Consider the following 13,350-nt stretch of genomic DNA (forward strand, 5'->3'; position numbering starts at 1 on the left):
CAGCCAAAAGGCCGCCTTTCAACCTTCCTCCATGCGGAGGAAGGTATTACCCGGTATTAGCCCCGGTTTCCCGGAGTTATCCCGATCTTACAGGCAGGTTGCCCACGTGTTACTCACCCGTCCGCCGCTCGTTCCACAGGCTTCACCCCGAAGGGATCCGCCTGCTTCCCGCGCTCGACTTGCATGTATTAGGCACGCCGCCAGCGTTCGTCCTGAGCCAAGATCAAACTCTCCATAAAAGTTGAGCTTGCTTGCTCGTTCAAAAAACTAGCTTGTATATCTTGCTTGACATACTGGTTGTTTTGTTCAGTTTTCAAAGATCAAGTTGTCACACCGTCTCATCGAAAGCTTAATTATTATATCAGTTTACTAGAATGAAGTCAACAACTTTTTTAATTGTTTGTTGTTTCCTTCAAAACAGCAACTTAATTAATATAACACATTAACCCGAATGAAGTCAATATGTTTTTCGCTTGTTGCTTGTTGTCTAATGCAACTTTCATAATATAACATGTCACAGATGCGTACGCAATAGAAAAACAGTTCCCAATTATCGGAAACTGTTTTCAGAAGATAAATAGATGAATAGCTGCCAATGATGCCAAGCCAGGTATTCCTAGAAAACCGGTTATTAGAGCGGTGTATATGTTTATCGGCAAATGAAGGCCTATAGAAGCACCAAATACATTGAAGAAAAACAAAAACAATACACCAATCACTAATTTCACTGATCCCTGAGCCACAAAACGTAAAGGTTTGATTGGTGCTCCGAGAACTAGGAGTAAGGCAATTAACACAACCATACTTGTTATAATGACCGCTGGATTCATTTTTTCCACTCCTTTTGCTTGTCCCTTTCTATATATAGATATGAACAAACAAAAGCAAACAGAACAAAAATTATCTCATCGCACTGACTTTACGTATCCTCGCTTCCCGTAGCAAGTAAAAGTATTTCGCCTCGGCAACCATCAGTTCATAAACACCGTGCTCGCTTGGTTCGACACTCCGTTCAATGATTGACTTAATACTTTTCCATTCTTCCTTTGATTTAAAAATGTCATCCAGCAACTGCTCATCCACCTGACTCTTTTTTATCTTTTTACCGCCAATCATTCTAATCACCTATCCTCTTTCTCTCTATCTATCTAAAATACGTACTAAACGGACAGAATTTATAATTCTCTCCGTCCTTCCATCGCTTTAGATAAAGTTACCTCGTCCGCATACTCTAAGTCTCCACCCATTGGGAGTCCATGGGCGATTCTGGTGATTCTTATTCCGGAAGGTTTCACCAGGCGGGAGATATACATTGCAGTTGCTTCTCCTTCAATATTCGGGTTGGTGGCAAGGATCAGTTCCTTTACTTCCTCATCCTTTAGACGATTGATTAAACTCGGAACATTGATGTCCTCCGGTCCAATTCCATCCATAGGAGAGATAGCTCCATGCAGGACATGATATTTACCGCCAAATTCCTTCATTTTCTCCATGGCAATGACATCCTTTGGATCTTGTACGACACAAATTACCGAATTATCCCTCGTCTCGTCCTGACAAATCGAACAAGGATCCTGATCGGTAATATGTCCGCAAATCGAGCAATGGGTCAACTCCCTTTTTGCATTGACCAATGCCTTTGCAAAATCTAAAACATCGTCTTCTTTCATATTCAATACAAAAAAGGCCAGGCGGACAGCCGTTTTCGGTCCAATTCCCGGCAATTTTGTAAAGCTGTCAATCAGCTTTGAAATCGGTTCTGGGTAATACATGAAGCATGCCTCCTAGAACATTCCTCCAGGCATATTTAACCCTTTCGTGAATTGTCCCATTGTATCATTCGTTTTTTCTTCAACCTGTTTCAGTACATCATTCGTAGCAGCCAAGATTAAATCTTGAAGCATTTCCACATCATCCGGATCCACCACTTCTTCGTTTAGTTGAATATCCGTAATTTCTTTTTTGCCGTTGGCTGTTACTTTTACCATTCCCCCGCCGGCAGTACCTTCAAAACTCATCTCTTGAAGTTCTTCCTGGGCTTTCATCATATCCTTCTGCATTTTCTGCATTTGTTTCATCATTTTGTTCATATTTCCACCACCACGCATGGAAATCCCTCCTTATTAATCATGTATTTCTAATAAATCGTCACCGGCAAGCTTTCTTGCTTCGGCAACCAGCGGATCTTCCTCCTGAGAGGATTCTCCTTGTTCTTCCGTTTCCTGCCGTTTTTGCTTGCTGACGTATTCTTCTCTCAATTCCTGCCAATTCGCTTCTGGTATCGGAATCACCGTCAATGATTTACCGATGACCTCCGCTAATAATGATTCTATCGTTTGTTTATGGTCTAAAGCAAGTGAACAGTGGATTTCGTACTTAAACGCTACAACTAGCGCCTGGTTAGATGCGGCCCGGGGCTTGCTGTTTTGAATCGTCGCATGGGCAGGCGCACTTTGTTTCTTCAGCATATTCATGAAATTGGCCCACTGCGACTGGACATTCTTCAACTCTGCCTTAGAAGCTTCCGCCAATACTTGGCGAATTCGCTCAAACGGAACTTTATAGCTGTTTTTTGTTGTTCTTGGCTGCGGGCGAGTTTGTGACGGCGAAGAAGCTTCAACCTGTTGTGCCGCTACACCGTTTTTCTTCACTTCCTGCATTTCTTTTTCTAGCTGAGCCAACTTACGAGTCAATTTATCGACTACTTCTGAAGACGGCCCTTCAGCAGCTTTTTGCTGATCAGAAATGTTCAGTACAGCTATTTCAATGAATACTTTGGGACTGTTCGTCCACTTTATTTCCTGTTGGCATTCATTTAATTGCCTGATCGCTTCCTGTATCCACCCTGCATCGATTGTCTCAGCAAGCTTCTTGAAACTATCAGTCAGCAAAGCACGTTCCAGAATATTCTCTAAATCAGGAGCACTTTGAAACAATAATAAGTCGCGTAAATAGTAAATCAGATCAAATACAAAGCGGCCAGGCTCTTTTCCTTCCTGGATTAAATCATCCACATAGCGCAATGCCTGTTGAATATCCTGTCGGTACATAGCCTCAGTCACTAGCGTCAATTTTTCTTGGGAGACCGAACCGGTCACTGCCAGGACATCCTCCAGACTAACCTCATCTTCACTGTAAGATATCGCCTGGTCCAGTAAACTGAGCGCATCCCGCATCCCCCCTTCAGCAGAAAGCGCCACGGCTTCCAAGGCTTCCTGGGTTGCCTTGATATCTTCTGCTTCAATGATTGTCTGCATACGTTCTACAATCGACGAGGGAGTAATCCGTTTAAAATCAAACCGCTGACATCGGGAAATGATGGTTAACGGTATTTTATGCGGTTCCGTTGTCGCCAGAATAAAAATGACATGCTTGGGAGGCTCTTCCAATGTTTTCAATAAGGCATTAAAAGCACCCATCGACAGCATGTGGACTTCATCAATAATATAGACTTTGTAAGCGACCGCACTTGGCGCATACTTTACTTTATCTCTAATGTCACGGATTTGCTCCACTCCGTTATTTGATGCAGCATCGATTTCGATCACATCGGAAATGGAACCATCCTGAATTCCCAGACATGCCGCACATTCATTACACGGTTCTTTAACCGGTGCATGTTCACAGTTTACGGTTTTCGCAAATATCTTGGCAGCACTGGTCTTCCCTGTACCACGCGGCCCCGAAAACAAATAGGCGTGCGAAAACTTCTGCTGGACAATGGCGTTTTGCAATGTACGGGTAATATGGGTTTGTCCGACGACATCAGAAAAGCTTTTTGGACGCCAAACTCGATACAGTGCCTGATAGCTCATTCAATACTTGCCCCTTTTTTCATTGCTCTCTTAATTATAACTGAATTATGTTACAGTTGGAAACCTTCTATACGAAAAACCTCTTGTCCTAAGACAAGAGGTTCCATTTCATTTATTCATTATATAAGTAAAGCCGTGCACCCATCTTCGATAGTACGACCCTAAGCGTTACTCAAGTTCATGGCTCGACCCGGGCTTCCCCGCGGCACACAGGAAGTACCGCTTACTGCTGCTTCCTTCCGGACCTGACAGGGTTCACGGGTTCCCGTTGCGCAGGACCCGGGTGTCAGCACCAATCCCTTAAGGCAGACCTTAAAGTCATACTACCTCGGATGGGGATTCAGCCTCGCTATAGCGGATTGCGAGTACAGGGCACCGCTACCTCCCCACCTAGCACGACAAATTTGCTAACGATTATTGGTGCGCTTAATAGCGCAATTCATAGTATAACGACTTTTCTCGATAATTGCAATAGGTAGAGACTGGAAGCCTTCTTCAACCACCGCGATTCCGCTTCCTTTGCTGTCTGAGATTACGAAAAAATTCGGTCAGCAGCTGTCCACATGCCTCTTCCAATACCCCTCCGCGAACTTCCGCCACATGATTAAACCGGTCGTCTTCCAGCAGATTCATCAAAGTCCCCGCACAACCTGCCTTGGGATCATATGCGCCAAATACAACTCTGGGAATACGAGATTGAATGATCGCTCCCGCGCACATCGGACAGGGTTCTAAAGTAACATAAAGGGTGCAATTTTCAAGTCTCCAGCTCCCTATTACTTCATTTGCTTTATCAATTGCTATCAACTCAGCATGAGAGGCAGTTGTCTGAAGGGACTCTCGCAGATTGAAGGAAGCAGCAATTATTTGTTCTTCATGAACGATTACCGCACCTATCGGTACCTCTCCCAATTGTCCTGCTTTTTTGGCTTCCATGATGGCCAGTTCCATATAATATTGATCGTCCATTAGTCATCCCACTTTTCATTAGAAGGTTTCAAACAGCAAAAAAAAGATAAATAATAAGAAGGAAGAGAGGAGTGGAAACATGGATGTAAGCAAAAACGATGCCGCTGTGGTCATCGTAGACATCATCAATGATTTTGACTTTCCGGAGGGCCCACAGCTCTTGGAAAACACCAAGAAAATCCTCCCCAATCTTAAAAAATTGAGAGAATATGCAACTCAGCAGTCTATCCCTATTATCTATGTAAATGATCATTATGGTATTTGGCAATCGGACTTTCAAAAAGTCAGTGATTACTGCCGGAATGAACAGAACAAACAAATCATCGATCAAATGCAGCCTGCACCAGATGATTATTTCCTAATAAAGCCTAAGCATTCCGGGTTCTACGGTACAGCACTCGAATCCCTTTTGAAAGAATTAAACGTAAATCATATTATCATCACCGGGGTTGCTGGTGACTTTTGTGTACTGTTTACGGCCAACGATGCTCATATGCGTGAATATACTATCAGTGTACCAAAAAACTGTATTGCCTCCAATGAGGATCAACAGAACGATCGAGCACTCACACTAATGGCTGAAAAACTTAGCGCCGATATTGATCCTGTCTAATAGAATATGTTCCTTCCTCTCCACATAGGATAATAACGGAGAATAACGTTATTTACAGAGGAGGATGGAATGTGCAAATCCATGTGGTTGCGCCGGGAGAGTCCTTGTATGCCATAGCCATGATGTACGGCACCACCGTAGCATCATTGCAGGCAGCAAATGAGTTGGATGCTCCCGGCAATTTAGTGGTCGGGCAAGCATTGGTAGTACCGCTTCAGGGAAATATTTATCATGTCCAACCCGGTGACAGTTTATATTCGATCGGTCAGCGGTTCGGGGTGTCTGTACAACAACTTGCCAATGCTAACAATATTTCCCCCAATCTTGAACTTCAAATAGGATTTCCGCTATATATTCCCCAGCAGCCTAAAACCAGGACCGAAGTAAATGCCTATATCGAACCTTACGGGGAAACAGTCTCGGATACACTGATCAATGCTGCAGAGAAAAATACACAATACCTTACTTACTTATCCCCATTCAGTTATCAGATAAACCGGGACGGTACCCTGACCCCTCCACCGCTAGATAACTTCCGGCAGATTGCTGCAAATAACAACGCCGGTCTGGTACTGGTAGTTACTAACTTGGAAGAGGGTGCATTTAGCGCAGAATTAGGCAGGGAAATCTTAACGAACCGGCAAGTAGAGAACACGCTGTTGAATGAAATTCTCAGCACAGCGGAAGCTGGCGGGTATCGAGACGTCCATTTTGATTTTGAATTTCTGCCGCCGGATACCCGTGAGGATTATAACAATTTTCTAAGAAGGACGAAGCAACGTTTGAGCGAAGCGGGATTAATGATGTCTACCGCTCTCGCTCCGAAGACAAGCGCTGAACAAACAGGTGCTTGGTATGAAGCCCATGACTATGCCGCCCATGGAGAAATTGTCGATTTTGTTGTCCTGATGACCTATGAATGGGGATATAGCGGCGGACCTCCTATGGCTGTATCACCGATTGGGCCGGTACGAGAAGTGGTAGAATATGCTTTGACCGAAATGCCCGCAGAAAAAATCATGCTCGGTCAAAACCTCTACGGCTACGATTGGACATTGCCATTCGAGCCAGGCGGCGAGTACGCCCAAGCACTAAGCCCCCAGCAGGCAATCACACTGGCTAGAAATGAAAATGTTGCCATTGAGTATGACGAGACTGATCAAGCTCCATTTTTTAATTATACAGATGATGAAGGAAACCGACACGAAGTATGGTTTGAAGACGCTCGATCCATTCAAGCCAAGTTCGATTTAATCAAGGAACTGGGACTTCGCGGGATTAGCTATTGGAAACTGGGATTGGCTTTTCCCCAAAACTGGCAGCTGCTTGACGCAAACTTTGACATCGTAAAACCGGGATAATCTGCATCCTGGTTTTTTTGTTTGTGGAACCATCTCTTTGATTTACCTATTGATACCATTGTTAAATTTACTGGAAGCTGCTCACACTAAAAACATCAGAAGATAGAAAGAAAAGGTGATGACATGAATCTGGACTTCCAGTTTGTATTTAGATCGGTGATCTTGGTGTTATCAGGAATATTATTGCTGCGTATTTCCGGAAGAAAATCCATCTCGCAAATGACATTGGCACAGACTGTGGTGATGATCTCGATTGGTTCGGTTATCATTCAACCAATTGTGGAAAGAAGCGTAATACGCACGATTATCGTCGCCGCCATATTTGTTTTCACGCTGATTGTTATCGAGTGGCTTCAACTTAAATTCAATGTTGTGGAAAAATTTATTACCGGCAAATCAAAGATCGTCATTCAAAACGGACAACTGGAAATAAAAAATTTAAACAAGAACCGGCTTACAGTCGACCAACTCGAAATGTTTCTTCGGCAGCAAGGGATTTCCAACCTATCCGCCATCAAAACGGCAACGATTGAACCGAATGGCCAGCTTGGATATGAATTAAAGGAAGATGCCCGTCCTCTCACCGTTGGGGAATTTAAAAAAATGATTCACCCCAGCATGCTGAACCCGGCTGTGATGGACAGCACACAGCAACCAAAACAGTCATCTCAACAGAATCTTTTTGAGGAAATCACTGCCAACCATCAAACAGACCATTCAAAAAAACTTAAATGACTTAGCCGGAAGAGAAACGGAAAATCCGGTAATCATTTGAGCCGTTTACCCATTCAACCGCTGCTTGTGAAGATTCAAGAGAAACACGTGCGGCCGGTACCTTTACTTCAAATTCCGAAATGAAAGGAAACGGTTTAACCTGTATGTCCGAGTCTGTCAGCCATTGCGCCATCATCCCGTGCGGAGCAAAGCGGAATTCCTGACGAAATCCATCCCTGAACCAGCCGATTTCTTCCGACTTTTTCGCACCAGGGGGATTCAATGTCGCATATAAGGATAAATCATCACAAAATTGCAGGATGCGGTAATGACTTTGAATTGCCTCCTCAAGCGAGGCCACTGTTAAAGAAGAGGCTAAGCGTTGTCTTCGCTCCTGTTCGTGATGCAAAAACGCAGCAATACGTGGGCTACCCCCTTTGTTAGTAGCAAAAAAAGAGGCATAATGAATACTGCACAGAATAGCTCCATAAGGGGTCTGCTCAGCAACTTGATCAATGCCCCGGCTGTATGCAAGAAGCTTTTCTTCCAAAGGATAATCGGTGAAATCATAAGGCCTCTGTTCAGCGACATTCCAAACAATCTGTTGATCAAGCGGAATCCAGGCACGATCATGGTGTCGGATTGCATAAAGCACATCCTGTTTTAACGCTGGATGCGGAAAAGCATCACTTTTCCAATGGCTTGCAATTTGAAAGGATAAATATGCATGATCATGCTGTTTAATGATTTCCCACTGATCATCTTCTCTTCTTACTATCATGATTGTTCTGCTCCTTTTACCAGTTAGGTATAAGCTAAAGAAGAGGCTGCCCTTTTGGACAACCTCTACTCCATTCATTTATGCTAATACTTTTAATGACTCACGGTTGAAAGCTGGGATATCATCCGGTTGACGGCTGGTTACCAGCTGATTTTGGCAAACGACGACTTCTTGGTCTTTTAAGTCGGCACCTGCATACTCCATATCTACTTGAATGGATTTAAACCCAGTTGCCTGGCGTCCTTCCAGTTTTTTAGCTGTAATCAACAGCTGTGGACCATGACATATGGCCATAACTGGTTTCTTCTCGTCCATAAAGTGTTTTGCAAAAGAAACAAAGCGTTCATCTGCGCGCAATTGGTCGGGAGAGAATCCACCAGGGATAAACAGGGCATCAAAGTCTGAAGGATTGACATCATCGATGCTTTTATCAATCGTCACCTTTGTTTCTCCTTGTTTGCCGGTGACTTGCTTACCAGCTTCCTTTTCGATGGTTACTACTTCATGCCCTTCATCCTTAAACGCTTTGGCAGGATCCGTATATTCCACATCTTCAAACATGTTTGTCAGTACACAAGCAATTTTACTCATCGTAACAACACTCCTTTAAAACAATAGGATTTTACGGTTACACCAATAATGTACCCTCGCATTTGGAGATTAAACACAATATGGAAGATTCAAGTGCTAATCGCTGAGGAATGCGGACGGTAAGTATCTTACTGCAGCAGCAATTTACCGCCCGGTTTCTTCAATAAAATAACAGGCACCGGGATTAATTTCCCGGTGCCTGTTAGCCTATTCTTCTAAAGTCGAAGTATCCCCTGTCGGCAGACCCAATTCCCAGGATTTCAAAAGCCGGCGCATAATTTTCCCGCTCCTTGTCTTTGGAATCGTGTCCTTGACTTCAATTTCCCTTGGCGCAGCGTGTGCGCTTAGTCCGGTTTTGACAAACTTTCGAATGTCTTCAACCAGTTCATCACTTGCCTCGTATCCTTCATTCAACGTGATGAAAGCTTTAATGATTTCTCCTCGCTCCGGATCCGGTTTCCCGATGACACCAGCTTCCGAAACAGCTGGATGTTCAATCAATTTACTTTCCACCTCGAACGGCCCAACCCGTTCCCCGGATGTATTAATGACATCATCCAGCCTTCCCTGGAACCAGAAGTACCCATCCTCATCTTTATAGGCACTGTCTCCTGACACATACCAGCCATTGATAAAATAACTTTCATATTTTCCAGGGTTTTTCCATATCGCGCGCATCATTGATGGCCACCCTTGCTTGATTGCCAGATTGCCCATTTGATTAGGTGGCAGCTCATTCCCTTCGTTATCGATGATGGCAGCTTCAACTCCAGGAATCGGTTTACCCATTGATCCAGGGCGAATATCCATATCCGGAAGGTTAACAATCAACATCGCTCCTGTCTCGGTCATCCACCAGGTGTCATGGATTCTCAAATCAAACGCCTTGACGCCCCAGGTGATTACTTCCGGATTCAACGGTTCGCCGACACTCAAGACGTGTCGAAGAGAAGAAAGGTCATATTTTTTCGCCGTCTGCTCTCCAGCGCTCACCAGCTTCCGCAGCGCAGTCGGGGCCGTGTACCAAACCGTAACATTGTTTTTAGCAATCGTTTCATACCAAGAATCTGCAGTGAAACGACCACCTCGGATTACATTCGTCACTCCATTCAACCATGGTGCAAAAATCCCGTAGCTTGTTCCGGTAACCCAGCCTGGATCTGCCGTACACCAATAAATGTCATCTTGCTTCAAATCAAGCACCCAATTTCCTGTTGCATAATGCTGAATCATCGCATTATGAACATGGTATACTCCCTTCGGTTTCCCGGTTGAACCAGAGGTATAGTGCAGAAGCATGCCATCTTCGAGGTCAACCCATTCTATTTCAAATTCCTCGGAAGCCTGCTCCATTTCATGGAAATAATCGATGTACTTTTCGTCCGATTCTTCGTTATACCCGACTAGCACAATTTTCTTGAGCTCCGGTAACTCCTCCTGCGGAACCCGTTCGAGCAGTTCAGGCGTCGTAATCAGCATCGAAGCCCCGCTGTCATCCAGCCTGTCACGAACCGCTTGTTCCATAAAAGCTTCAAATAGCGGGCCGGCTATAGCACCAACCTTCAGAATACCGAAGAAACTCGCATAGAATTCCGGACTACGCGGCATAAACAAGAAGACTCGGTCTCCTTTTTGGACATGGTGCTTTTTAAGTACATTAGCGAACTGATTGCTCATTGTTTTTAATTCATGGAAGGTTAATGTCTCTTCCCTGTCTGGTGAGGAGTATATCAATGCTGTTTGATCCTTCTTGGCAGGGTTTTCAGCATGTCGGTCGATCGTTTCGTAGGCTGCGTTCACTTTGCCGGTTTCGTACCAGCTAAATTCCTTTTTTACGTCTTCCCAGTCAAATGACTGTCGTGCTTTCTCGTAATCCTTTAAATTATGGTTTCCTTCACGAGCTGCAATAGGTTGCATATCCATTAGATCACCTCATCCGAAAATTTTTGCAAACGATTTCAAAAATACCCCTTTTCTACTACCTCTACACCTTATGTCCTCTTTGTTTTGTTTATTAAATTTTTGAAAAATTCCTTTAATTACTACCTATTTTAGACGATTTAGTGAATAATTTAAAGAGAAAACCCCCAACCTGTTTCCAATAAGCTGCTGTTACCGAGTGACTGGAGAATCTTTTGATAAAATTAAAATTATCCTAGTTTCGAAATAAAATGGTTGACGTTTAAGATTTACTAATATATACTTACTTACATAAAGTAAGCTAATCATTAAAAATAACGCTCTTAAAGTTATTATTTTTAAAAATGGAGGGAACAAGAGAAAATGGCAAAACAGACATTTAATGTGGATCCAACCCACACAAGCATTGATTTTTCGGTAAAACATATGATGGTATCAAAAGTGAAAGGTACTTTTCACGACTTCGAAGCCACAATTGCTGCTGACCCAGAAGACTTGACTACTGCTGACGTTGAATTTGTGATTGATGTTAACAGTGTCGATACCCGCAACGATCAGCGTGATACCCATTTGCGGTCAGGAGACTTTTTCGATATTGAAAACAACCCGAAAATCACCTTTAAGTCGACAGACGTGAAAAAAGTCGGAGATGACGAATACGAGGTTACTGGCGATATGACTATCCGCGGTACGACTCGCCAGGAAACATTTAAAGTAGACTTTGAAGGAAGCGGCAAAGACCCGTGGGGCAACCAAGTTTATGGTTTCAGCGGCGAAGGCAAAATCAACCGCAGCAATTATGGTCTGACTTACAATGCTGCTCTGGAAACCGGCGGCGTTCTTATCGGCGACGATATCAAAGTTTCTATCGAGTTGGAAGCAACTACACAAGCATAATAAAGATGGAAAAGCATTCACCATTTACTTGGTGGATGCTTTTTTTGTTTAATAAAACATCCAATCCAATTAACCGCTTTTTTCTTTCTGCTGTTTCAGTTCCACTTAAAATCCTCACCTCTTTCGTAAGGATAAATGAAAAATATATTTATAATTTATCCATTTCTACAAACAATAGGGAGCAGTATAACGAATAGAGGTGATTTTGTGTTCTTTAAGGGAAAAAAAAACGCGGAAGCCAACAAACAGGTACCTTTGAGTAGAAACCTGGAGAAAAACACAACCCATCTCAAACAACTATTTTCCTCTGAGCTTAATAAAGATTTTTCAACTCGCGAAATAACTGCAAGGTATTCAAATAAGCGGATAAAACTATTCTTTTACTCTTCGATTGTCAACAGCACCAAGATTCATGAGGGTATTATCCGCCCATTACTCGAGGCCAAAGGGGAAAATTTACCTTCGATTATTACCCTTGAAGCAATCAAGGAACTAACTGATTTTGACAGCATTATAGATGATATAAATAGCGGCAACGTTGTTTTGTTACTAGAAGACAGTAAAACGGCTTATTCTGTAAACGTAGCCGACTTTAAACACCGTGGGATTGAAAAACCAGAGAATGAGAATGCAGTAAAAGCGCCAAAAGAGGCTTTCACAGAGTCTTTAAATGTCAATATTTCATTAGTACGTAAGAGATTTCATGATAAACAATTGATAGCTGAAGCAAAACCGGTGGGCAATCGCTCGAAGCTCGATGTCACCATCATGTATGTCAAAGACGTGGTAAACAATGAGATCCTGGAAAACGTCAGGGAACGGCTTGATCAGTTGTCCGTGGATAACGTCAGAAACATTGAGTCCCTCGAGCAATATATTGAAGAACGCCCTTATTCAATTGTATCAAGTTTATTGTACACAGAACGTCCCGATCGTGCGGCCTCTTATCTGGAAGATGGATATATTGTTTTAATGATGGAAAACTCATCTGCCTGTTTGGTTTTACCGGTTACCTTCTGGTCTTTTTTTCACTCTGAAGAGGATCGTTACTTACGATTTTTATTCGGGAACTTCTCCAGGATTATCCGTCTGTTAGCTTTCTTGATTTCTTTACTAGTTTCAGGCGTGTATGTAGCCGTAACCAACTATCATAGTGAAATGATTCCACCCGATTTGCTTTTAGCTATTGTCAGTGCAAGAGAAAGAGTGCCCTTTCCGGTTGTTTTTGAAGTCCTGCTTATGGAAATATCCTTTGAGTTAATAAGAGAGGCTGGACTCAGAATACCTAATCCTCTGGGACCGACTATCGGCATCGTAGGAGCTTTGATCATTGGACAAGCAGCCGTAGAAGCAAACATCGTCAGCCCGATTGTAGTTATCGTTGTGGCATTGTCGGGGCTTTCCTCATTTGCTGTGGCCAATATCAGCATGAATTTCACCATTCGGATAACTCGATTCCTGTTTATTTTTGCAGCTTCCTTTTTCGGAATGTTGAGTCTGACAGGGGCATTTTTATTATGGGTGATGTACTTGGCATCCCTGCGGTCGTTTGGCGTGCCCTTTTTGGCACCATTGTCTCCAAGCTACAAATCAACTAACGATACAGTGTTCAGGAAGATAATCAAAAATGAATACTTCAGGCCTGGACAAATAAAACCGAAAGACTTAAGAAAAAAAGGATAACAGAGA

At 43.2% G+C, this 13,350-nt stretch carries 14 protein-coding genes, 1 rRNA gene and 1 other RNA gene; 5 read left to right on the forward strand and 11 right to left on the reverse strand.

Annotation, left to right across the window (positions count from 1 at the left end):
* The 8 genes from BLR82_RS10630 to tadA form a co-directional block, all read right to left on the reverse strand.
* Positions 1-239, reverse strand: a 16S ribosomal RNA gene (locus BLR82_RS10630); the annotation flags it as partial.
* Between the two features lie 327 nt (positions 240-566).
* Positions 567-830 carry a pro-sigmaK processing inhibitor BofA family protein gene (locus BLR82_RS10635; protein ID WP_074599161.1) on the reverse strand — a complete coding sequence of 88 codons (264 nt, stop codon included), beginning with the start codon at positions 828-830 and terminating at the stop codon, positions 567-569.
* A 70-nt stretch (positions 831-900) separates the two neighbouring features.
* Positions 901-1,116, reverse strand: a complete 216-nt coding sequence (locus BLR82_RS10640; RefSeq protein WP_074599163.1) for a YaaL family protein — start codon at positions 1,114-1,116, stop codon at positions 901-903.
* A gap of 59 nt (positions 1,117-1,175) precedes the next feature.
* Positions 1,176-1,772, reverse strand: a complete 597-nt coding sequence (gene recR / locus BLR82_RS10645; RefSeq protein ID WP_074599166.1) for a recombination mediator RecR — start codon at positions 1,770-1,772, stop codon at positions 1,176-1,178.
* A gap of 12 nt (positions 1,773-1,784) precedes the next feature.
* A complete protein-coding gene (locus BLR82_RS10650) occupies positions 1,785-2,108 on the reverse strand; it encodes a YbaB/EbfC family nucleoid-associated protein (RefSeq protein WP_074599168.1) in 324 nt (107 codons plus the stop codon).
* A 15-nt stretch (positions 2,109-2,123) separates the two neighbouring features.
* Positions 2,124-3,815: a DNA polymerase III subunit gamma/tau gene (gene dnaX, locus BLR82_RS10655; RefSeq protein ID WP_074599170.1), complete on the reverse strand. Its 1,692-nt coding sequence runs from the start codon at positions 3,813-3,815 to the stop codon at positions 2,124-2,126.
* 133 nt (positions 3,816-3,948) lie between these two features.
* Positions 3,949-4,214, reverse strand: an RNA gene (ffs, locus tag BLR82_RS10660) — signal recognition particle sRNA large type.
* Between the two features lie 96 nt (positions 4,215-4,310).
* Positions 4,311-4,784, reverse strand: a complete 474-nt coding sequence (gene tadA / locus BLR82_RS10665; RefSeq protein ID WP_074599172.1) for a tRNA adenosine(34) deaminase TadA — start codon at positions 4,782-4,784, stop codon at positions 4,311-4,313.
* Positions 4,785-4,863: 79 nt separating this feature from the next.
* Here tadA and BLR82_RS10670 point away from each other — a divergent pair, with 79 nt between their 5' ends.
* The 3 genes from BLR82_RS10670 (at position 4,864) to BLR82_RS10680 (ending at position 7,493) form a co-directional block, all read left to right on the forward strand.
* On the forward strand, positions 4,864-5,397 hold the full coding sequence (locus BLR82_RS10670) for a cysteine hydrolase family protein (protein ID WP_074599175.1): 534 nt from the start codon (positions 4,864-4,866) through the stop codon (positions 5,395-5,397).
* A gap of 71 nt (positions 5,398-5,468) precedes the next feature.
* Positions 5,469-6,758 (forward strand): glycoside hydrolase family 18 protein, encoded by a 1,290-nt coding sequence (locus BLR82_RS10675; protein ID WP_074599177.1) that lies wholly within the window; start codon positions 5,469-5,471, stop codon positions 6,756-6,758.
* 123 nt (positions 6,759-6,881) lie between these two features.
* Complete coding sequence (locus BLR82_RS10680) at positions 6,882-7,493, forward strand: DUF421 domain-containing protein (protein ID WP_074599179.1); 612 nt, start codon at positions 6,882-6,884, stop codon at positions 7,491-7,493.
* 1 nt (position 7,494) lies between these two features.
* On the opposite strand, the gene BLR82_RS10685 is transcribed toward BLR82_RS10680, so the two are convergent.
* The 3 genes from BLR82_RS10685 to acsA all read right to left on the reverse strand — a co-directional run bounded on the left by BLR82_RS10685 (position 7,495) and on the right by acsA (position 10,767).
* Positions 7,495-8,253, reverse strand: coding sequence for a DUF3891 family protein (locus BLR82_RS10685; protein ID WP_074599181.1), 759 nt, complete (start codon positions 8,251-8,253; stop codon positions 7,495-7,497).
* Positions 8,254-8,331: 78 nt separating this feature from the next.
* Positions 8,332-8,844 (reverse strand): type 1 glutamine amidotransferase domain-containing protein, encoded by a 513-nt coding sequence (locus BLR82_RS10690; protein WP_074599183.1) that lies wholly within the window; start codon positions 8,842-8,844, stop codon positions 8,332-8,334.
* 207 nt (positions 8,845-9,051) lie between these two features.
* A complete protein-coding gene (gene acsA / locus BLR82_RS10695; protein ID WP_074599184.1) occupies positions 9,052-10,767 on the reverse strand; it encodes an acetate--CoA ligase in 1,716 nt (571 codons plus the stop codon).
* Between the two features lie 360 nt (positions 10,768-11,127).
* Between acsA and BLR82_RS10700 the strand changes: the two genes are divergently transcribed.
* Both BLR82_RS10700 and BLR82_RS10705 read left to right on the forward strand, forming a co-directional pair.
* Positions 11,128-11,661, forward strand: a complete 534-nt coding sequence (locus tag BLR82_RS10700; RefSeq protein WP_074599186.1) for a YceI family protein — start codon at positions 11,128-11,130, stop codon at positions 11,659-11,661.
* A gap of 207 nt (positions 11,662-11,868) precedes the next feature.
* On the forward strand, positions 11,869-13,344 hold the full coding sequence (locus BLR82_RS10705; RefSeq protein ID WP_245693784.1) for a spore germination protein: 1,476 nt from the start codon (positions 11,869-11,871) through the stop codon (positions 13,342-13,344).
* The last annotated feature ends 6 nt before the right edge of the window (positions 13,345-13,350 follow it).

Source organism: Sediminibacillus halophilus (assembly GCF_900103695.1).
In the GTDB taxonomy this organism is placed as follows: Bacteria; Bacillota; Bacilli; order Bacillales; family Amphibacillaceae; genus Sediminibacillus; species Sediminibacillus halophilus.

What these genes read in the sequence shown, in the direction of transcription:
- BLR82_RS10635 (WP_074599161.1), bottom strand. Translation starts at nt 830, where the DNA reads ATGAATCCAGCGGTCATTATAACAAGTATGGTTGTGTTAATTGCCTTA.
- BLR82_RS10640 (WP_074599163.1), bottom strand. Translation starts at nt 1,116, where the DNA reads ATGATTGGCGGTAAAAAGATAAAAAAGAGTCAGGTGGATGAGCAGTTG.
- recR (WP_074599166.1), bottom strand. Translation starts at nt 1,772, where the DNA reads ATGTATTACCCAGAACCGATTTCAAAGCTGATTGACAGCTTTACAAAA.
- BLR82_RS10650 (WP_074599168.1), bottom strand. Translation starts at nt 2,108, where the DNA reads ATGCGTGGTGGTGGAAATATGAACAAAATGATGAAACAAATGCAGAAA.
- dnaX (WP_074599170.1), bottom strand. Translation starts at nt 3,815, where the DNA reads ATGAGCTATCAGGCACTGTATCGAGTTTGGCGTCCAAAAAGCTTTTCT.
- tadA (WP_074599172.1), bottom strand. Translation starts at nt 4,784, where the DNA reads ATGGACGATCAATATTATATGGAACTGGCCATCATGGAAGCCAAAAAA.
- BLR82_RS10670 (WP_074599175.1), top strand. Translation starts at nt 4,864, where the DNA reads ATGGATGTAAGCAAAAACGATGCCGCTGTGGTCATCGTAGACATCATC.
- BLR82_RS10680 (WP_074599179.1), top strand. Translation starts at nt 6,882, where the DNA reads ATGAATCTGGACTTCCAGTTTGTATTTAGATCGGTGATCTTGGTGTTA.
- BLR82_RS10685 (WP_074599181.1), bottom strand. Translation starts at nt 8,253, where the DNA reads ATGATAGTAAGAAGAGAAGATGATCAGTGGGAAATCATTAAACAGCAT.
- BLR82_RS10690 (WP_074599183.1), bottom strand. Translation starts at nt 8,844, where the DNA reads ATGAGTAAAATTGCTTGTGTACTGACAAACATGTTTGAAGATGTGGAA.
- acsA (WP_074599184.1), bottom strand. Translation starts at nt 10,767, where the DNA reads ATGGATATGCAACCTATTGCAGCTCGTGAAGGAAACCATAATTTAAAG.
- BLR82_RS10700 (WP_074599186.1), top strand. Translation starts at nt 11,128, where the DNA reads ATGGCAAAACAGACATTTAATGTGGATCCAACCCACACAAGCATTGAT.